The 18,722-nt window shown below is 56.8% G+C and carries 17 protein-coding genes; 3 read left to right on the top strand and 14 right to left on the bottom strand.

The window, feature by feature from the left end; genetic code table 11:
* Positions 1 to 2 precede the first annotated feature (2 nt).
* The 9 genes from GO988_RS17920 to GO988_RS17960 all read right to left on the bottom strand — a co-directional run bounded on the left by GO988_RS17920 (position 3) and on the right by GO988_RS17960 (position 11,822).
* Positions 3 to 3,194: a SusC/RagA family TonB-linked outer membrane protein gene (locus tag GO988_RS17920; protein WP_157568052.1), complete on the bottom strand. Its 3,192-nt coding sequence runs from the start codon at positions 3,192 to 3,194 to the stop codon at positions 3 to 5.
* A gap of 269 nt (positions 3,195 to 3,463) precedes the next feature.
* Positions 3,464 to 4,541, bottom strand: a protein-coding gene (gene prfB, locus GO988_RS17925) for a peptide chain release factor 2 (protein ID WP_157568054.1) whose coding sequence is annotated in 2 segments (ribosomal slippage) — positions 3,464 to 4,480 and positions 4,482 to 4,541 — 1,077 coding nt in all. Because the reading frame shifts where the segments join, the coding sequence is not laid out codon by codon here.
* 182 nt (positions 4,542 to 4,723) lie between these two features.
* Positions 4,724 to 5,788: a branched-chain amino acid aminotransferase gene (locus GO988_RS17930; RefSeq protein WP_157568056.1), complete on the bottom strand. Its 1,065-nt coding sequence runs from the start codon at positions 5,786 to 5,788 to the stop codon at positions 4,724 to 4,726.
* Between the two features lie 72 nt (positions 5,789 to 5,860).
* A complete protein-coding gene (locus GO988_RS17935; protein ID WP_157568058.1) occupies positions 5,861 to 6,412 on the bottom strand; it encodes a cob(I)yrinic acid a,c-diamide adenosyltransferase in 552 nt (183 codons plus the stop codon).
* Between the two features lie 81 nt (positions 6,413 to 6,493).
* Entirely contained in the window at positions 6,494 to 7,234 is a 741-nt protein-coding gene (locus tag GO988_RS17940) for an ABC transporter ATP-binding protein (RefSeq protein ID WP_157568060.1), read from the bottom strand.
* 13 nt (positions 7,235 to 7,247) lie between these two features.
* The gene (locus GO988_RS17945) at positions 7,248 to 10,010 is read right to left on the bottom strand and encodes a tetratricopeptide repeat protein (RefSeq protein WP_157568062.1); all 2,763 of its coding nucleotides are present in this window, start codon (positions 10,008 to 10,010) and stop codon (positions 7,248 to 7,250) included.
* Positions 10,011 to 10,028: 18 nt separating this feature from the next.
* Positions 10,029 to 10,316 (bottom strand): Asp-tRNA(Asn)/Glu-tRNA(Gln) amidotransferase subunit GatC, encoded by a 288-nt coding sequence (gene gatC, locus GO988_RS17950; RefSeq protein ID WP_157568064.1) that lies wholly within the window; start codon positions 10,314 to 10,316, stop codon positions 10,029 to 10,031.
* 68 nt (positions 10,317 to 10,384) lie between these two features.
* The gene (locus GO988_RS17955; RefSeq protein WP_157568066.1) at positions 10,385 to 11,158 is read right to left on the bottom strand and encodes a lysophospholipid acyltransferase family protein; all 774 of its coding nucleotides are present in this window, start codon (positions 11,156 to 11,158) and stop codon (positions 10,385 to 10,387) included.
* Between the two features lie 82 nt (positions 11,159 to 11,240).
* Positions 11,241 to 11,822, bottom strand: coding sequence for an NUDIX domain-containing protein (locus GO988_RS17960; protein ID WP_157568068.1), 582 nt, complete (start codon positions 11,820 to 11,822; stop codon positions 11,241 to 11,243).
* A gap of 153 nt (positions 11,823 to 11,975) precedes the next feature.
* Between GO988_RS17960 and GO988_RS17965 the strand changes: the two genes are divergently transcribed.
* From GO988_RS17965 to GO988_RS17975, 3 genes are all read left to right on the top strand, one after another.
* A complete protein-coding gene (locus GO988_RS17965) occupies positions 11,976 to 12,227 on the top strand; it encodes a hypothetical protein (protein WP_157568070.1) in 252 nt (83 codons plus the stop codon).
* Between the two features lie 174 nt (positions 12,228 to 12,401).
* Positions 12,402 to 12,992, top strand: coding sequence for a DUF4252 domain-containing protein (locus GO988_RS17970; protein ID WP_157568072.1), 591 nt, complete (start codon positions 12,402 to 12,404; stop codon positions 12,990 to 12,992).
* Positions 12,993 to 13,053: 61 nt separating this feature from the next.
* The gene (locus tag GO988_RS17975) at positions 13,054 to 13,578 is read left to right on the top strand and encodes a hypothetical protein (protein WP_157568074.1); all 525 of its coding nucleotides are present in this window, start codon (positions 13,054 to 13,056) and stop codon (positions 13,576 to 13,578) included.
* Between the two features lie 76 nt (positions 13,579 to 13,654).
* Here GO988_RS17975 and amaB read toward each other — a convergent pair whose 3' ends face one another.
* The 5 genes from amaB to GO988_RS18000 all read right to left on the bottom strand — a co-directional run bounded on the left by amaB (position 13,655) and on the right by GO988_RS18000 (position 18,622).
* Entirely contained in the window at positions 13,655 to 15,256 is a 1,602-nt protein-coding gene (amaB, locus tag GO988_RS17980) for an L-piperidine-6-carboxylate dehydrogenase (RefSeq protein ID WP_157568076.1), read from the bottom strand.
* Between the two features lie 79 nt (positions 15,257 to 15,335).
* On the bottom strand, positions 15,336 to 15,785 hold the full coding sequence (locus tag GO988_RS17985; RefSeq protein ID WP_157568078.1) for a hypothetical protein: 450 nt from the start codon (positions 15,783 to 15,785) through the stop codon (positions 15,336 to 15,338).
* Positions 15,786 to 15,838: 53 nt separating this feature from the next.
* Positions 15,839 to 16,261: a hypothetical protein gene (locus tag GO988_RS17990; RefSeq protein WP_157568080.1), complete on the bottom strand. Its 423-nt coding sequence runs from the start codon at positions 16,259 to 16,261 to the stop codon at positions 15,839 to 15,841.
* A 160-nt stretch (positions 16,262 to 16,421) separates the two neighbouring features.
* The gene (locus GO988_RS17995; RefSeq protein WP_232341576.1) at positions 16,422 to 17,936 is read right to left on the bottom strand and encodes a S1C family serine protease; all 1,515 of its coding nucleotides are present in this window, start codon (positions 17,934 to 17,936) and stop codon (positions 16,422 to 16,424) included.
* A 239-nt stretch (positions 17,937 to 18,175) separates the two neighbouring features.
* The gene (locus tag GO988_RS18000; protein ID WP_157568082.1) at positions 18,176 to 18,622 is read right to left on the bottom strand and encodes an Hsp20/alpha crystallin family protein; all 447 of its coding nucleotides are present in this window, start codon (positions 18,620 to 18,622) and stop codon (positions 18,176 to 18,178) included.
* Positions 18,623 to 18,722 lie beyond the last annotated feature (100 nt).

The following is an 18,722-nucleotide window of genomic DNA, read 5'->3' on the forward strand; positions in this document are numbered from 1 at the left end:
ATTTAAAAGCCGAATCGTAGGTTGGCACCAAGGGTCCGCGTAGCTGGGTAAGCCCCGCCCTGATAACCCTGACCAAAGTTGCCTGAGCTAGCAACATCTTCAGGGTCAGCATCTGGAAGATTCTTGTGAATAATCCATAGGTTGCGGCCGATAATAGAAAAATCAGCTGTTTTAAGGAAGCTTACTTTAGCAAGAACGGCTTTGGGCAAACCGAAGGTCAATGATACTTCGCGCAGCTTTACATAGCTCGCATCATATACAAAGGTAGAGGCGGGGTTACGCAAGTAGCCATACAAACCATAGCTGCTATTGCTTACCCGCTTCGTGTTGGGAGTACCATCGGCTAACACCCCATCAACGATAATGCCGCCACCATTGGCAATACTGTTACGCGAAGGGTTACCCAAATCGTTCAAACCAGCTGTCTCCGGCTGCAGGCCCGTTGCCAAGCCATAGTAGCGGTCAAGCGAGAACACAGAGCCACCTGAGCGAACATCAATCAGGAAGCTCAAAGAGATGGTTTTATAAGAGATAGTATTTGTAACACCACCACGCCAACGGGGGTTAGGATTACCAATTATCTGATTGGCATCCGTGGTGAGATAGTAACCATTCGCTCCTACTACCCGCTGACCGTTTAAGTAAACATAATCGGAGCCACGCAGGCTGCCAAATGCTTGCCCAGGAGTAGCGTTTGAGGTAACGCCACCTTGGTAACTAGCAAGAAGAATATTATCGACTGGTAGCGATATGACAACGTTCTCATTGCGCGCCCAGTTCGCTCCCAAACGCCAATTAAAGTTTTGAGTCTTCACCGGCACCACAAAAGCTGCTAGTTCAACGCCTCGGTTGCGCACGTTGCCCGAGTTTACATAGCGGTTTAAAACACCGCTTGCTGCTGATTGGGCAATTGGAATAATCTGGTCTATCGAGTTCTGCTGATATACCGTAGCGTCTAAACCTACCCGGCTATCTAAAAAGGCAGTCTCTAGACCAAACTCTGCACTGCGCGTTTTTTCTGGCTTCAGGTCTGGGTTGTTTCGAGTCGAAGCAACAGAAAACAAAGTTTGCGAATTGAAAATTGCAGGCTTACCGTATACGTTATTTACACTGAGTGGAAGAGCGCCTGCACCAACCTGCGCGTAATTACCGCGGATTTTACCATACGACAACCAAGGAGCCTTATCATGCAGGTCTTCCGAGAAAACGTAACCTAGGGCTACCGAAGGGTAGATATAAGAGTTGTTGCCAGTGGGAAGAGTAGTAGCCTTGTCGCGGCGAGCTGTCAGGTCTAAGAACACTCGCTCACGGAAGCCGAAGGTAGCACTCACGAAAACACCATCCACTCCTACGTTTGTTTCCGATTCTGTAGGTGTGTTAATTGGGCTGGACGAGTTTGACAGCGAGTAGAGGCCAGGCACGACCAAACCACCATTGGTTTGCGCGAAAATCGAGCTATTATAGACCCGGCGGAGGTTAGTACCAATTACACCACGCAACGAGAAATACTCGTTGAAATCACGCGAAAAATTACCAAACAAATCGTAGTTAAACTCGCGGTAAGTGTGGTTGTAACGCGAGTAGTAAGGATTGTATGAGGCCGTGGTGCTACCGACCGCGGAGCGCTCTTCCTGCATTTCGTCGTAAGAGTCGGCTGTAACACGGCCTACAATGTCAAAACCTTTGAAAACCTTATAGTTAGCCATCACATTCCCGAACGTACGGTAGCGGCTATCATTTTCGTAGTTCTGGTACCGAACGAAATAAGGGTTGTTCCAGAATGCAGCAGAAAAGTCGCCCGTTTCCGGGCTGTACAGGTTCCACGTTGCGTTTGTGTTGTAACGCTCATAAGCCTCCTTTTGCTCCTTGATGTCAACATTGGTTTCCCACCACTGGCGGAAGTTGGTCATCAGGTTTTCTGAGCCATAACCTGTGCCATAGCGACCCAAACCTGCCAGACGTGTATAGTTAACAGTAGTGCTTACAGTCAGCTTTGGAGTCAGATTCAGCGAGCCCGCGAAGTTTATAGTATTCTTGGTGATATTACTATTAGGCAATACCCCGCGCTGAATATCATTCACGTACCCCAGCTTGAAAGTACCGGTTTCATTGCCACCGTCTACGACAATGCTGTTTAGCGTAGAAACGCCCGTCTTGAAAAAAGTACTGGGGTCATTCTCAGCGGCTACCCAAGGAGTAGCCTGGCCAAAAGTGGGAGAGCCTGGGGTAAATGCCCCCCATTGGTACACTAACTGGCTAGGGTCAAAGGCGTTACCGTACGAAGCATCGTCCTGGGTAGGAGCAACGCTACCCCCGTTGTAATCATTGAAGTATTGGCCATAGCCAGCACCATACTGCTTTTGGTATTTGATAAAAGTGCTTTTATCAATTCGGCCAAACGTTACACCAGAATTTACGGTAACACCAACCCCTGATTTACGGCCTTTTTTGGTTGTAATCAAGATAACCCCATTAGCAGCTCGCTCACCATAAAGCGCAGTTGCGGCTGCACCTTTTAGCACGGTAGTAGTAGCTATATCATCCGGGTTGATGTCAGCAGCGGCATTACCATAGTCATATCCTGAACTGCCTGTTTGCTGTGCGGTGCTGTTTGTATTAGCATTGCTAATAGGCACACCATCTACAACAAACAGCGCTTGGTTATTCCCGGAAATAGATTTGGTACCTCGAATAATCACGTTTGACGAACCACCCAGCGTGTTCGACTGAGTAATTGCCAGGCCGGCTACTTTGCCTGAAAGTCCGTTGATAGGGTTAGGGTTACGAGCAACTGTGATGTCGCTACCATCTACTTGGGTAGCTGAGTACGCCAGCGAGTTGCGGCTCCGCTCTACACCGAGAGCCGTAACTACGACTTCGTTGAGCTGCTTGGTGTCGGTAGCCAGCGCTATCGAAATAGTATTTGCCCCCGTAATAGGAGCTTCTTGTGTAGCATAGCCCACAAAGCTATAAACGAGTGTAGTCGCTACGGATGGTACACTCAAGGTGTACGCGCCATCGGCATTAGTAGAAGTACCGATAGTCGGCTGGCCCTTCACAATGATAGTAACCCCTGGTAGGCCCTGGCCGGTGCTCCGGTCAGTTACCTTACCCGATATGGCTCGGTCCTGTGCCCAAGCCTGCTGGCAAATGCCGGCTAGGAGCAAAACGACCCAGAATAAGTGTTTCTTCATGATTGAAGTGGTTTAGTGATGATTCAAAGCAGGGTGCTTTCGAAACAGATGGGGCAAGTATAAGCAGGAATCGCACTCGAAATTTGAGCCGCCGGTTATCTCAAAATGAACTCATTTGTTACAAGAAGAACAATCAAAACTTATAGTTAAAAGATTATCAAATAGTTATCTTCGGCAACAGCTAGGAGCAACTGCATTATCAGGAGGCCAAAAAAAATCCCGACTGTCAGCCGGGATTCTTCTAATATGACGGTTGTATTAACCAGGGTTTAGCTCTGCATTAGGTAACCTTTAATGTATTCGTCTAGGTCGCCATCGAGCACGTTTTGCACATCGGTGCGCTCGATGCCGGTGCGCAAGTCCTTGATAAGCTTGTAGGGATGCAGCACGTAGTTGCGAATCTGAGAGCCGAAGTCAATACGCTTTTTAGTGGCTTCAACCTTGTCGCGTTCTAGGTTACGCTTGTCCATCTCCTGCTGGTAGAGGCGCGACTTGAGCATCCGCAGGGCATGTTCCTTATTCATAAGCTGCGAGCGCTCAATCTGCACGGCAATGATAATGCCTGAGGGCGCGTGCGTGAGGCGCACGGCGGTTTCGACCTTGTTCACGTTTTGGCCACCTGCGCCGCCCGCCCGGAAGGTATCCCAGGAGATGTCAGCGGGGTTGATGTCAATCACGATAGTATCATCAACCACGGGGTAGGCAAACACGGAAGCAAACGACGTATGCCGCCGCCCACTGCTGTCGAAGGGCGACATGCGAACCAAGCGGTGCACACCAATTTCGCTCTTGAGGTAGCCATAGGCAAAGGGACCATCAATCTCCAACGATGCTGATTTGATACCCGCACCTTCACCAGGCTGGTAGCTCAGTTGCTTGACGCTAAAACCCTTGCTTTCGCCCCACATGATGTACATGCGCATGAGCATTTCGGCCCAGTCTTGGCTTTCGGTACCACCGGCACCGGGATTGATGTCGATGATAGCCGACAACTGGTCTTCCTCATCCGAGAGCATGCGCTTAAATTCTAGCGCCTCTACTTTGGCTTGGGTAGCCTCGTATTCGGCTTGAATTTCGGCCTCCGTAGCATCGCCCTCCTTGTAGAAGTCGTAGAGCACATCAGTATCGGCCACCGCCCGCTGCACGGCTTCGTAGTCGTCAGTCCAGGTTTTGATACTCTTGATTTCCTTGAGCTTAAGCTCGGCAGCCTTCGAGTCGTCCCAGAAGTTGGGTGCTAGTGTTTCGGCCTCGGCGGCCGTCACTTGTTCTTTGCGGCTATCGTAGTCAAAGATACCTCCTCAAGGCCTCGGCGCGGCCCTTCAAGTCCTTTATCTGGTCTTGGGTCATGTGATGGGGAATAGTTAGGTAACGGGTTAGTGAGATGGTGAAGCGGAGCTTCAGCAAATAACCTGGGGGCAAAGGTCGAACAAAAAAAGGCTAGCCGGGATTCCGACTAGCCTTTCCTACTGGTTTTGTAAATTTTGCAAAGGCTGAGCGCCAAGTTGCCTACCCCTACTTTTTGCGGGTAGCTACACGGCAACCATCCAGCCGTGGGGGTCGGCGGCGTGGCCGGTGCGGATGGCTTCGAGGGCCGCCCCTACCCTACGGGCAAAGGCATCGTCGAGCAGGGCCGGCAGGTCGTAGTTGTGGCCTTCGTAGCCGATAGTGGCGATGGGCGCAATGGTAGCGGCGGTGCCCACGCCAAAGGCCTCGGTAAGACGACCTTCCTGGATGGCGGCCACTACTTCGCGGCTTGATACCCGGCGCTCTTCCACTGGCAGGCCCCAATCGCGGGCTAGCTCCAGCACCGAGCGGCGCGTAATACCATCCAGAATAGAAGTTGAAAGAGCCGGCGTAATGATAACACCGTCAATAACAAACATCACGTTCATAGCGCCCGACTCTTCTACGTACTGGTGCTCCGAGGCATCAGTCCAAAGCAGTTGGTGGTAGCCTTCTTGTTGAGCCAGCTTGCTAGGCAGCATGGCCGCACCATAGTTGCCGGCGTTTTTGGCATAGCCAGCGCCGCCGGGGGCGGCGCGCACGTATTTCTGCTCGAAGCGCACGCGCACCGGCTTAGTGAAGAACGCCGCCACCGGGCAAGTAATAATGCCAAAATGGTACTTCTCGGAAGGCCGCACACCCAGGAAGCCATCGGTAGCAAACATGAAGGGCCGGAGATAGAGCGAGCTACCTGCCGTATCGGGTACCCAGCCGGCATCAAGCTTCACCAGCTCGCGCAGCCCTTGCAGAAAAATATCTTCCGGCACGGTAGGCATAGCCATGCGCTCGGCCGAGGCATTGAGGCGACGCCAATTGTCGAGGGGCCGGAAGAGCGCCACGCTGCCATCGGCCTGCCGATAGGCTTTAGCGCCTTCAAAAATAGCTTGGCCGTAATGCAGGGCCGAGTTGGCAGGGCTAATAGTGAGTGGGCCGTAGGGTACGATGCGCGGCTGCTGCCACTCGCCGTCGGTAAACTCGACGGTCAGCATGTGGTCGGCGAAGAGCTTGCCAAATTCCATGTTGGCCGGGTCTAGCTCGGCAAGACGCGAGGTAGCCGTGGGCTGAATGTCGATAGCGAAAGTGTCGAGCATAAGATAAAGCGTAAAAACTCGGGGGTAAGCCGGCCAGGGGGCCGGGGCGGGTGGGAGGAGATAGGGTAGTAACTACGTGCGAGGCTTCCAGGTTACTTCTGCTACCCCTAGCTCGTGGGCCATTTGGCGGCTTAATACAAACAGGTAATCTGATAAGCGATTCAAGTACATGATTATCAAGTCTTCCACGGGTGCTTCGTCGTGCAGCGCGATAACCAAGCGCTCGGCGCGGCGGCATACGCAGCGGGCTACGTGCCCAAACGACACGGCGGGATGCCCACCGGGCAGGATGAACTCGCGCAGGGGGGGTAGGCTTTCATTCATGCGGTCCATTTCGGTTTCGAGTAGGGCCACGTCGGCGGCGTGCAGGTCGGGTAGGCGCTGGCGCAGCTCTTTGCCAGGGTCGGTGGCCAGGTGCGAACCGATAGTGAACAACCGGTCCTGCATTTCTTTCAGTAAGTCGCGGCGGGTGGCATTCACGTCCTGGTCGCGCAGCAGGCCCAGGTAGGAGTTCAACTCGTCCACCGTGCCGTAGCAGTCGATGCGCAGGCTCGACTTGGGCACCCGCGTGCCACCAATGAGCGAAGTAAGGCCCGTGTCGCCGGTTTTGGTGTAAATTTTCATGGAGCTACTCCTTATAGTAATGTATGCGTGGGGCTGACTCGCCAATCAAGCTGGCTTAGCAGCCCTAGCCCTACCCCCACCTTAATGGCTAAACGAATTAATGGCGGGCTGCGATACCTCGTGGTTGATTTCGTCGGTTTCGATAAGGCCGTCGCGCAGGCGCACAATCCGATGGGCGTAGCGCGCAATATCCTCTTCGTGCGTTACCATAATAATGGTATTGCCTTTGGCATACAGGGCCTCAAAGAGCCCCATAATTTCGTAGCTCGTTTTAGAATCGAGGGCACCGGTGGGTTCGTCGGCCAGCAGCACGCTGGGCGTGTTCACAAGGGCGCGGGCGATGGCCACGCGCTGGCGCTGGCCGCCGCTAAGCTCGTTGGGGCGGTGGCCGGCTCGGTCGGCCAGGCCCACCGAGCGCAATGCCTCAAGGGCGCGCTCGTTGCGCTCGCGCTTGCCCAAGCCCGCATAAATGAGGGGTAGGGCCACATTGTCGAGCGAAGTGGAGCGCGGCAGCAGGTTGAAGGTCTGGAAAACAAAGCCAATTTCTTTGTTGCGCACCTCAGCTAGTTGGTTGTCGGTCATGCGGCTCACATCCTGGCCATTGAGGATGTACTGGCCCTGCGTGGGCGTATCGAGGCAGCCCACGATGTTCATGAGCGTGCTTTTGCCCGAGCCCGAGGGACCCATAAACGCAACGTATTCGCCGCGCTTAATATCGATGCTCACCGAGCGCAGGGCGTGGATGTGCTCGGTACCCATCACGTATTCCTTAGCGATGTTGGTAGTCTGGATGACGAAGGGTGAGGCAGTAGCGATAGGCATGAGCAGAAGGAAGTTAGCGGACGGGTACCGGCGGGGCCGACGCGTCGGAGAAAGACGCGACAGCCGCCGCGTGGGCTGCCCGGTGGGCGGTGAATTGCGCCAGCAAGTTAGCGTATTGCGCGGGGCTGAGGCGCGGCCGCAGCTGGTCGAGCGCAGACTGTCCTAAATCGGCCAGTCCGGCATCGGCGGCAGCCAGGGCGTAGGCCTGTTGCAGCGCAATAGAAGCCGGGTTTTCGAGCAGCCCCAAGCGTAGCGCTTCGTAGGCCGCACTTACTTGGCGGCGGCTGGTATAGTAGCGCGCCGCGGCCAATATGGCCGTTTCGTTGAAAGGTACTTCGCGAACAATTTGCTGGTATAATGCCGTGGCTTTGGGCTGATTACTAGTTTCAGCTGCTTGCGCCTGCGCAACTAATGGCTGGCTGCTCGTGGCTGATGCAGCTGGGGCGGGCAGACCACCCGCGCTCAGCAACTGCGTAAGCTGCCGGGCACTTTGCTGAGTAGGCGCTGGGCCAACTGCTACCAGCCGCTCCCCGGCTAACCGCGCCGAATCAAGCTGCCCGCTGTAAGCCAACGCCCAGGCGCGCGCCAAGCGGGCATCGCCGGCGCCATGCGTGGCCGCCAGCGTCAGCTGGTTGGCCGCCGTGGCATATTGCCCTTGCTGCAACTGCCACAAGCCCAATACATACTGGTAGTAGCCCGCCGTGGCACTCGTGCCTGCCGTGAGTGGCGCAAGCGTTTGGCGAGCCGCCACCTCCTGGCCACTGGCATGGTAAGCCAGCGCCTGCAGAAACACCAGTTGCTCGTAGTAGACGGCATTGCCTGGCCGGGCGGCCAGCCCAGCTAGGCTAGCCAGCAACTGGCGCACGGCTGCTGGTTGCTGGCCACGAATAGTTAGCAAAGCAGCCTGGTACACATGGGCAAAATCGGCCGCGCCGAGGTCGGCGGCCCCGGGGGGGGTAGGCGCCTCGCCAGTACCTTTAGCCAGCAATTGCACCAAGGCTTTATTGGCTGCCAAAGCCGGTTCGCCGGCAGTAGCTGGTGCGCTGGCGGCTAGCTTTTGGGCGGCCGGCAACAAGTTTTGGCTCAGCAAGAAACCTAATTGGTTGGTTTGGCTCACGTAAGAAGCTGGCTGCAGCTTTTCGGCCCGGTCAAGGTACAGCGCCACCGAGTCAGTTAGCGTTGAGCGGGTGAAGAGCTGGGCTAAGTCAGACGTGAGCGGAAAGCTCTGCGGCGCGGCACGGCGCGCTTGGCGCAGCGCTTCGAGGCAGTCGAAAAAGTCGGCAGGCGAGGTGAGCAACGCCGCGAGATGCACCGATACTTTGGCATCGGGCTGGCGAAGCAAGGCGCGGCGCAGAGCATTTTGTTCGTTTTGCAGCTGGCTGCGGAAGCGGTAGAGCGCGGCGCGGCCCAGCTGCGCCCGCCGGTTGAAGCGGGCAAGTATATCGCCGCTTTCGGCGTAGTAGCGCTCGGCCAGCAACGCCAGGGGGAGGTCGTCGGGGTGTGCTTCGCTTTGCTGGCGCGTAAGGTCGCCGAGCTGGTTATACTGCCCGGCCTGCACTTGGTCGAGCAGGGGCCAGTTGAAACGCAGCTCATATAAGAGCAGCGCCCCTACCCCCAACACATATACCGTATAGAAGGGCAAGCGGCGCGGCTCAAACACCACGCGGTACACCCGCAGCCGCTGCTGGATGAGCGAGCCAAAATTTACCAACACATACAGCAGAAAAGCCGCCCCCAGCAGCCCCAACGCCAGCACGCTAAAATCGCGGGCGGCGGCCAGCAACGGGTCGTTGGCAGTGGCGAAGGCGTAGCTTAATGCTCCGGCCGCGGCGGCTACCAGCAGCCAGTACAGCGGCTGGGCGGCTGCCACAGGCAACCAGCCCGCATAACTAGGCGCGCGTTGTCGCAAGCCTACCCCCCCCGCCAACACGGCCGGTAGCAGCAACACTAGTGGGTCGAGGTGCAGCCCCCAGCCAAGCGCCAGCTGTCCGTCGTTCCAATAGTAAAGCCCTAAAGCGCCTAGGTACAGCCCACTAGCCAACACAAAAGGCAGTAGCCCAAACCGGCTTTCGGGCCGCTCGGCCTGCGTGTTGAACCACAGGAGGGCGCGGATATTCTCTACCCCTATCCATAGCACCAAGGCGGCCACCAATGCCGCTCCCGCCGGGGTGCTGTAGGCGGCCAGTTGCAGCAGCGTCTCGTCGGGCGGCAGGGTAGTTTTCGCATAAATTAAGCTAGCCAGCAGCGCTACTAAGCCCCCAAAAATGGCTACGCGGCCGCGTAGCGGCACTTTTTCACCAAAAAGCTGTAGGCCCAGCGCCGCCGAGCCCAGCAGCCCTAAACTCAGCCACAAAAAGTATTGCTTGGTGCCCGCAAAAATGCCCAAAGCATCCACATTAAGCGAGAGCAGCAGAAAAATAACGGGTGCCGTGCCCGCCACAAAAGCCGGTCGGCGCAGGCCACTCACCACCGCCAGCCAGCCGGCCAATACCAGCGCCAGTATAGCCAGCCATAGGCCGGCCGCCACGGGCTGCGTGTAGGGCCCGCCCACATCGTGGGTAAGGGTAGTGATAAAGCCGCTGAGAGCCAGCGGCAAACGTGCCGGCCCCACCGCTACCGAGTCCAGGGTGAGGGGTACCGGCGCCAAGTGTGGCACTAGGCGCAGCGGCAGCGTAGCCGCCTCGCCCGTGAAATAATAGTAGGCAGCCAGCCCCAGCGCCAGCACTGCTAGCAGGGCGGCGAAGCTGAGCCAGCGGCGCGCAGCAGGTTCGGGCAACAGCAGAGTAGGCAAGCGTTAGTCGAGCACCTTAGGCACGCGGAAATAGTCTGAATCTTTGCGCGGCGCATTGCGCAGGCCTTCCTGGTGGGTAACGGTGTTGTGGGCTTTGTCATCGCGCAACACATTGACCTCCTGCGATAAATGCACCAGCGGCGCCACCCCATCGGTATTCACTTGCTCTAGTTGGGCCACCCAATCCAGAATTTTGTTGAGGTCGGTCAACATCTGCTCTTCGTGGGCCGGGTCAAATTCGAGGCGGGCCAGGTGGGCTAAGCCGCGGAGGGTTTCGAGGTCGGTGTTCATGTAAAAGGGAGGGGTAGGGCAGCGGCGGGCTGCGTACGAAATAAATCTGGGGCCGTGGGTTAGCTTGCTCAGCGCCAGCGGCTAGGCTCGGGGATGCCCCGGCCTTCGGGCACGAAGTCATCGGCAATTTGGGCGGCTACCTTGGCTTTAAGAGCCGGCACATCGTCTTGGGTGAGGCCTTTGGTTTCGATGGCTTCGTGGAAAATAATGCGCAGCGGTGCGTAGCGCACCCGCAGGCCCTTCACCGAGGGCATAAACTTGTGGTTCAGGGGCATGCTTACGGGCACCAGCGGCACACCAGTGGCAATGGCTAGCTGAAAAGCGCCATCCATGAAGGGCTGCAACTCTTCGCCGGGCTTGTCGCCGATGGTGCCTTCGGCAAATAGCGCCAGCGGCCGGCCTTGCGCTAGCGCTTGGCGGGCCTGGGCCATGGCGCGACCCCGGCTCACCACACTGCGGCGGTTGACGGTGATGTAAGTTTTGCCAAATAGGGGCCCCCATAGTGGCACTTTGGCTAACGAGTCCTTCCCCATCATATTGAGGAAACCCGGAATGGTGCGAAAAAGCACCAGAATATCCACGTACGAGCCGTGGTTGGCCACGTAAATACAGGGCTGGGGCACCGGGTGGGTACTTTCGCGCACCACCTCAAACGGCACGCCCCACATAAAGATGGAGAACTTGGCCCAGCCCCGGTTGATGCCGTGCAAGAACCGCAGCCACTCGGGGCGCTGGCTTAGCACCCACTGTGCCGGGTAGGTAGCAAAAAAAGGCGCGACAAACCAAAAAGTGGCCCAAGTAGTATAGAGCCGATGACCGAGGTAACGCAAGAAGGCGGGCATAAGGCAAAAATAGGTACTAGGAACTGTTGGCTGCCACCGGCTTGGGCTTTCGCAGGGGCGGGGTGCCCTGCCCCTACCCCCTTTAGTTACGGCTAGCTAGCACGCGCTCGGCCTTAAGCAGGCCAGCTACGCTGATGGCATCGGTAATGCGGTCTTCCATAATCAGCTCGATGGCTTGGGCTAGGGGTAGCTTCCAGAGGCGCAGGTCTTCGCTTTCTTCGGGCTCCCATTCGCCCTGCTCCAAGTCTTCGGCTAAGAATACAAACCCTTCCTCATCGGTAACCGAGTTGGAGGTGTGGAGGCGCGAAATGCGCGTCCAGGTGCGGGCTAGCAGGCCGGTTTCTTCGCGCAGCTCGCGCTGGGCCGACTCTAGAATGGGTACGTCGAGCAGGCCGCCTCCCATCGGAATTTCCCAGCTGTACTCGTTGAGGGTGTAACGGTACTGGCCCACGAGCCAGGTATTGCCGTCGGCATCAACGGGCACAATGCCAATGGCCTTGTTTTGCATCGATACCACGCCGTAGACGCCTGAGCCCCCGTTGGGGTTGATAATCTGGTCTTCCCGCACCCGAATCCAGGGATTTTGGTACTTCGTTTCGGTGCCGAGAGTTTGCCAAGGGTTGTGTTGCGGGTCGAAATCGGTGGGGGGCGACGTGTGGGACATAAGCTTAATGAAGGAACATAAATACGGGTTGCTGCTTGCAAAATTACACCTACTACGGCCGGTGGCCCTACCCTTACCTCAACCTCACAGCTTCGGCCGCGTACTAACAGGCGCCCGGCGGCCGTTCATTTCCCGACCAGCCGGCAGTGCATAATGGCCCAAAATCCTTCGAAAAAAGCCGACGAAACCACTGGCGACGACGCGCTGCTCAACCTAAAATTTGCCCAAGCTGAAGCCGACTTAGCCCAGAAAACCGGCGGCCTCGGCCCTACTACCAACGTCTATGTGTCGTCGGACGAGGAAGATGAAATTACGAACGCCGAAGGCCCGCGCGATAGCCAAGGCCAGCGCCGCGGCGAGAACGACGAGCTTGTGAAGGGCGACTCGGCCGGGGCGCATAGCTAAGCGGCTGGCCGCTACGCATCTTCCTTAAGAAGCGCGTTCCTTGGCACCCTAGCGTTAGATAGCTTTCTGCGCAGAGCTGCTGAGGAGCGCGCTTCTATTGTTTCCTACCCCTCCTCAACTGCCATAGGGCGCTACCTGGTTGCTGCAAACCAGTGTTTAATTCTCAAATAATTCATGACCAACGCTTTCACCAAACACCGCCTTACCGGGCGCCTAGCCGTGGGCGCCTTGCTACTGGCTTTGGCGCTACTTGGGGCCTGCCGGGCGGGCGGCCCGGGCACGCCGGCCCGAACGGTAGCAGCTTTTTTTGCGAAGTACCGCGACCGGTCTGGCTTCCGCACCACCGAATGGTCGGCTGATTTGTTGCAACGCATGGCCCTGGTGCGGGTGGGCAAGCTACTTGGTGGCAACGACTTAACCAACGCCATCACGGGTATCCGCACGGCGCGCGTGATGACGTTTACCCCTACCTCGGGCAGTGCGCAAAACTTGGTGCGCGAGGGCCTCAATGGCGAAGTAACTGGCTTGCTACAGGCCGAGCGCTACACGTCGCTGGTCAGCTCCAACGCGGGTGCTACCAACTACCAATACGTAGTGAAAGCTTCGGGCGACCAAGTGAGTGAGCTAGTGGCTACCGGCTCTATGCCCGATGCGCTGGGGTCGTTTGTGCTCGTGCAGGTGCAGGGTAATTTTACGCGGGCCCAGGCCGAGGCGCTCAGCAAAGTACTGCCTGAAGTGGTGCAGCAAACCGCCGGCAACCAGTAAATAGCAATGGCAAAAAGTTGGGTTTGGTGTTTATTTTGCCAACTCATTTTTTTGCATTTCTATGCCTCGATTACTACTTATTGCTGCTTTACTTGTCCTGGCTGCTTGTCATAAAAAAGACACAAGCCCTACCCTCGACTTTGGGCCTGATGACGGCATCTCGTACCGAAGCAATAATGGTATGGCAAACGGCGCCCAAGACCCCACCGATTGGACCAGCGATGCTACCTGGAATGAGCAGGAAACAGCGTTATTTCCCGAGCTTAGCATCGCGCTCAATAGTCCGCAGCAGCCCACTCTAGTAGGTTTCACCTACACTTATCCCAACCCGGCCTCGCGGGCTAACTGGATACTGCAAACGAATGGTTCGGCCGTAAGCTACACCGTCACAGCAGTTTTGGTAAACCGGACCTACCAAGTGGTAAAAAGACTAGAACACGGCAATTTCACCGGCGGCCATGTCTACGCATTCGACTATGCCCAATTGGGCTTAAATCCTAACGAAACGTACCGGCTGTACTACGTGCTTTTTAATAACAACGGCTTGCTATACAAAGGCCACGGCGACATACGCTATAATCAATAATAGGTGGGGATAATTATTCATACAAAAAGCCTCGCCGGATACGTCCAGTGAGGCTTTTTGTGCTTTCTAGGATGTCTTAAATATCAAATTTAATACCTTGTGCTAGTGGCAGCTCAGTGCCGTAATTGACAGTATTGGTTTGGCGGCGCATGTATACTTTCCAAGCGTCGGAGCCAGACTCGCGGCCACCGCCGGTTTCCTTTTCGCCGCCGAATGCCCCGCCAATTTCGGCGCCACTGGTACCGATGTTCACATTGGCAATGCCGCAGTCGGAGCCGGGCGCGGCCAAGAAAGCTTCGGCCTCGCGCAGGTTGAGTGTGAAGATAGCCGACGATAATCCCTGGCGCACATCGTTTTGCAAGCGAATGGCCTCCCCTACCCCCCCGCTGTACTTAATAAGGTAGAGAATGGGCGCGAAGGTTTCGGCCTGCACGGTAGGGTAATGGTTTTCGGCGGCCACTAACGCGGGCAGCACGTAGTGGCCGCCGTGCAGTTCAGCACTGCTTACTACTTGGCCACCAGCAAGTAGCGTAGCGCCTTCCCGCTGCACTTTTTCGAGCGCATCGGTAAAGAGCGCCACGGCATCGGCATCGATGAGTGGGCCTACCAGGGTACCGGCTTGCAAGGGGTGGCCCACCGGCAGCTTGGCGTAGGCAGCCAATAGCCGCTGGCTCACTTCCTCATAAATGCTGTCGTGGATGATGAGGCGGCGCGTGGTGGTGCAGCGCTGCCCAGCCGTGCCCACTGCCCCAAACACGATGGCGCGCATGGCCATGTCGAGGTCGGCTTGGGGGGTAAGGATGATGGCGTTGTTGCCGCCTAGCTCAAGCAAGGCGCGGCCCAGGCGCTGGCCCACAGCAGCGCCCACGGCGCGGCCCATGCGGGTGCTGCCAGTGGCCGATACGAGGGGCACGCGCTCATCGGCGGCCATGGCGGCCCCTACTTCGGGGCCACCCAACACGAGGTTGAACACGCCTTCGGGCAGGTCATTCTCTTCCAGCACCTTGCGAATGATGTGCTGCACGGCCACGGCGACCAGCGGCGTTTTCTCCGACGGTTTCCAAATGCTGACATCGCCGCACACGGCAGCCAGCATAGCATTCCAGCTCCACACCGCCACGGGGAAGTTGAACGCCGAAATAATCCCCACAAGGCCCAGCGGGTGGTACTGGTCGTACATGCGGTGCGCAGGGCGCTCCGAGTGCATGGTGAAACCGTGCAACTGCCGGCTTAGGCCCACCGCAAAGTCGCAGATGTCAATCATTTCCTGCACTTCGCCCAAGCCCTCTTGCAAGATTTTGCCCATCTCATAACTCACCAGCTTGCCCAAGGCTTCCTTGTGGTGGCGTAGCTCCAAACCAATTTGGCGCACAATGTCGCCGCGCTGCGGCGCGGGCACCAACCGCCACACTGGAAAGGCCGCCTGCGCAGCCTGCACTACTGTTTCGTAGTCGGCTACGGTAGCCACGGCCACGGCCGCAATGCGCTGCCCATCGGCGGGCGATACAATGGTTTTCAAGCTAGTACCTGCCCCGCCCCACTGGCGCCCGGTGCTATAAGCGGGGTTTTCGGCCTTGATGCCGAGCTGGCGCAGCACATCCTGAATGCCGTGGGGGTCGGCGTGGGGGTGAGCCACCGTTACATCGGGCGTAGTGGCTTCTTCAAGGGCCTGCTTCATATACTAATGGGGGGGGTAGGATGCTGAGCAAAACTACAAAAATAAAGCCCCCGCCGGGTAGGCGCGGGCTAGGTACAACCTAGGAGTGTTGCAGGCTGGGCTTCTGTTCGGGATGGGTTTGGTAGTAAAGAAGCCAGTCGCGGGCGGCTCCTTCATCACTAAAAAAGTAGGGGTAGAACTCGGCCTGGGCCACCTGCCGCAGCATTGCTTCGGTGGCAGTGCTTTCAATGGCTTCGCGCAGGCTTTCAGCAGCCACATAGGCCACAAATACGGGCGACCCAAGCTCGCGCACTACTTTTCTAGCCAGCAAGTCGCTCATCCACTGGGCAAAGCTGGCAGGCTGCCAACTGCGCTGGCGCATATCGAGCAGCCAAAAACGGCATTTGCCGTGGGCTTGGGCAGCGGCCAGCAGCCGCTCATAGGAGGGATAAAGGTCGTTGTTGTCCGTATCGTGCAGCCAGCGACCCACTAGCTGCTTCGAAGCGGCATCAAAATCAAGCGAAAATATAGTGGGCGGCGATGGCTGCATAGGCTGAATGGCTCGGACGATTTAGGCCGCTTACGCAGAGTTGTCGCTTCCCGTTATAGCTGGTGCGCCAGCCAGGCCAGGCAGTCGCCCTCCTGGTTAAAGTAATGGTAATGGGTACCTAGAATTGTCCCTTGTTGAATATTATCGTCCAGGCTAGGGTTCGCAGCCGCTTCGTCGTGGGTTATCATGGCGAAGTAGGCAATGTAAACCGGGCTGGCAAAAGCCGCCGCAAGCCGGGGTGTAAACGCCTCGCCGAACCAGTGAATGAGCGCAGCATCGCCCACTGCCCGGCGGCGAATATCAAGCAGCCAGTGCCGGCAATTGTCGTGGGCCAGCGCGGCCGCCAGCAGCGCCTCATATATAGCTTGGGCCTCGGCTAGCGTAACGGGACGCAGCCAGCGCCCAATCAGCAGGTGCTGCTCGGGGCGGTATTCCAAAGAAAAAGCATCGGCGGGCACCGTAGCAGGTAGCAGCATGGGTAGAGGGTAGGGCGCACAAAGATACCCCCCTACCCCCTCAAGCAGGCGAGAGCCCCAGCCTATAAAGGCCGCCAGCGGGCAGCTATGCGCACCTATTACGCCACAAAAAAGCCCTCGCCAGTAGTTGGCGAGGGCTTTCTGCTGTCCCAGCGGGCGCTTATTCGCGGCCGATGGGGTAATAGGCCTTGCGGCCATCGGGATACACGCCTTCTACCAACGCCCCCGAATTATCCTTCGCACGGTCTAGGTAAGCCTGCACGTCGGCGGGCTTGCGCACCACGTTCTTGTCAATACGCGTGATGATGAAGCCATCGGCCATACCCGTTTCCTTGAAATTGCTGCCTTTGATGTCCGAAATCTGCGCCCCGCCATCGATGCCAAGCGAGTTTTGCAGACGAGCCGACACGGGAGCCAGCTTCGCACCTTCATACTTCACGGCAGCATCAGCGGGTAGCTCATGCACCACCGCCGTAGTACCAGCCGCGTTGTGCAGCGTAGCCGTCGTAGCCTCTTTCGAACCGCTACGCAGGTAGCCCACTTTGATTTTGTCACCAGGGCGGAAGCGCGCTACTTGCTCCTGCAGCTGCGAGGCCGTGTTTACCATTACCCCGTTGATGTCCGTAATGATGTCGCCGATTTTCAGGCCAGCCTGCGCCGCCGAGCTGCTCTGGCTTAAACCCTGCACGTACACGCCATTTAGGGTATTCAGCTTCTTTTCGGAAGCCAAGCGGGCATCTACTTCTTGAATTTGCACGCCGAGCAAAGCCCGCTGCACTACTTTATACTTCAGCAAGTCGTCAACCACCTTACTCACAATGGCACTTGGCACTGCAAAAGCGTAGCCTTCAAACGAGCCAGTGTGCGAAGAAATGGCCGAGTTAATGCCAATCAGGTCGCCGTTGGTGTTTACCAACGCGCCACCCGAATTGCCGGGGTTTACCACGGCATCGGTCTGAATGAACGACTCCACGCCCATGTTATCCTCACGGCGCAGAATGTTGATATTACGGCCTTTAGCCGAGATAATACCCGCCGTTACGGTCGAGTTCAGGTTGAAAGGGTTGCCCACAGCAAGCACCCACTGGCCCACCTTCACGTCGTCCGAGTTGCCGTATTTGATAAACGGTAGGTTGTCGGCTTTCACTTTGAGCACGGCCAAGTCGGTGCTAGGGTCAGCGCCCACCACCTCGGCGTCATACTTGCGCTTGTCGTCCAGCACCACTGTTACCTTCGAAGCCTTGTCGATAACGTGGTTATTGGTAACGATGTAGCCGTTAGCCGCGATAATCACGCCCGAGCCCGAGCCTTCGCCCCCGCCCTGCGGCTCACGCTGGCCGCGCAGCTGACCATCAAATTGGTCGCCGAAAAATTGACGCAGAAAAGGGTCCATCTGCATCCGCGACTGTTGCTGAGGCTCCGCTTTGTATTCCGTCATCACGTGCACTACGGCGGGGGTAGTAGCCGCAGCGGCAGCCACAAAATTAAGCCCCTCGGGTGCTGCGTAGGTGCTGCTGCGCATGGCCGAAGTGTAACGTACCTGGGGGTCAGAAGCTACGCTAGACTGAGCCACGTTGCCCGGCTCGGCTTCCAGCAGCTTGTACCCCCCTACGGCCACGCCCCCACCCAAAATGGCGGAAGTCATCAGGCCGAGCATCATATTTTTAGCTTGCATCGGGGTGGTATGATTAAGAAGGGAAATTATTTAAAGACGAATTAACAAACTACAAGCGAAAACCAGCAAACTCCACAAAAAAAATGTAGCCTTACCCGCTCACCGCTGCGCGTTGCACCCTAACGCTAAGGGGATGTTCTTTCGTGCCCAAGGGTTGCTTTGGGCTCGCTAGCCCACTATTTACTAAACAATTGTCAGACCAAAAAAGGCACCTTAGCAGGTGCCTTTTTTTACAAGTCTTAGCGCACTTCGATGTGCTGTTTGGTTACTTTCTCGGTATCGAAAGGCAACGTCACGCGTAGCAGGCCGTCGGTGAGCTCGGCGCTGATAGCCTTCACGTTAACTGTCTCAGGCAAGCGGAAAGCCCGACGGAATTCACCAAAACGGGTTTCGAGGCGGCGCGCCGTCGGCACGTTTTCGCCTTCCGTAGCGGGGGCCGGCCGGGTGCCAGTCACAACCAATTGGTTTTCCTGAAAATCAATGCTCACAGCATCTTTCGCAACGCCTGGCAGCGCCAAGTGTAACTCGTAGCCTTGGGCATTTTCGAAGATATCGGCAGCTGGCACGAAGCTCGTCGAAGGCTGAGGCGTGGTGGGCTGAGCATCGCGCAGCAACTCGCTCAACATGGAGTTAAAGGCGCGGGCAGGACGAAGAGCAGGCTGGTTATTATACAATAAGGTGGCCATCGGAAATAAGATGTTTTAAGGTTAGCAACAGCCACTTTTACTAGCGGCGACACCTGTTACCTATAAAATCTATACCGAAACTAATTTCAAGACAAAAAGT

The sequence above is a fragment of the Hymenobacter ginkgonis genome (genome assembly GCF_009755225.1).
Lineage (GTDB): Bacteria > Bacteroidota > Bacteroidia > Cytophagales > Hymenobacteraceae > Hymenobacter > Hymenobacter ginkgonis.

Bases quoted from the DNA above. Each gene is read 5' to 3' on its own strand.
- GO988_RS17960 (WP_157568068.1), bottom strand. From the start codon at position 11,822: ATGTCCCACACGTCGCCCCCCACCGATTTCGACCCGCAACACAACCCT.
- GO988_RS17995 (WP_232341576.1), bottom strand. From the start codon at position 17,936: ATGCAAGCTAAAAATATGATGCTCGGCCTGATGACTTCCGCCATTTTG.
- GO988_RS17920 (WP_157568052.1), bottom strand. From the start codon at position 3,194: ATGAAGAAACACTTATTCTGGGTCGTTTTGCTCCTAGCCGGCATTTGC.
- gatC (WP_157568064.1), bottom strand. From the start codon at position 10,316: ATGAACACCGACCTCGAAACCCTCCGCGGCTTAGCCCACCTGGCCCGC.
- GO988_RS17975 (WP_157568074.1), top strand. From the start codon at position 13,054: ATGCCTCGATTACTACTTATTGCTGCTTTACTTGTCCTGGCTGCTTGT.
- GO988_RS17970 (WP_157568072.1), top strand. From the start codon at position 12,402: ATGACCAACGCTTTCACCAAACACCGCCTTACCGGGCGCCTAGCCGTG.
- GO988_RS17935 (WP_157568058.1), bottom strand. From the start codon at position 6,412: ATGAAAATTTACACCAAAACCGGCGACACGGGCCTTACTTCGCTCATT.
- GO988_RS17965 (WP_157568070.1), top strand. From the start codon at position 11,976: ATGGCCCAAAATCCTTCGAAAAAAGCCGACGAAACCACTGGCGACGAC.
- GO988_RS17940 (WP_157568060.1), bottom strand. From the start codon at position 7,234: ATGCCTATCGCTACTGCCTCACCCTTCGTCATCCAGACTACCAACATC.
- GO988_RS17985 (WP_157568078.1), bottom strand. From the start codon at position 15,785: ATGCAGCCATCGCCGCCCACTATATTTTCGCTTGATTTTGATGCCGCT.
- GO988_RS17990 (WP_157568080.1), bottom strand. From the start codon at position 16,261: ATGCTGCTACCTGCTACGGTGCCCGCCGATGCTTTTTCTTTGGAATAC.
- GO988_RS17930 (WP_157568056.1), bottom strand. From the start codon at position 5,788: ATGCTCGACACTTTCGCTATCGACATTCAGCCCACGGCTACCTCGCGT.
- GO988_RS18000 (WP_157568082.1), bottom strand. From the start codon at position 18,622: ATGGCCACCTTATTGTATAATAACCAGCCTGCTCTTCGTCCTGCCCGC.
- amaB (WP_157568076.1), bottom strand. From the start codon at position 15,256: ATGAAGCAGGCCCTTGAAGAAGCCACTACGCCCGATGTAACGGTGGCT.
- GO988_RS17955 (WP_157568066.1), bottom strand. From the start codon at position 11,158: ATGCCCGCCTTCTTGCGTTACCTCGGTCATCGGCTCTATACTACTTGG.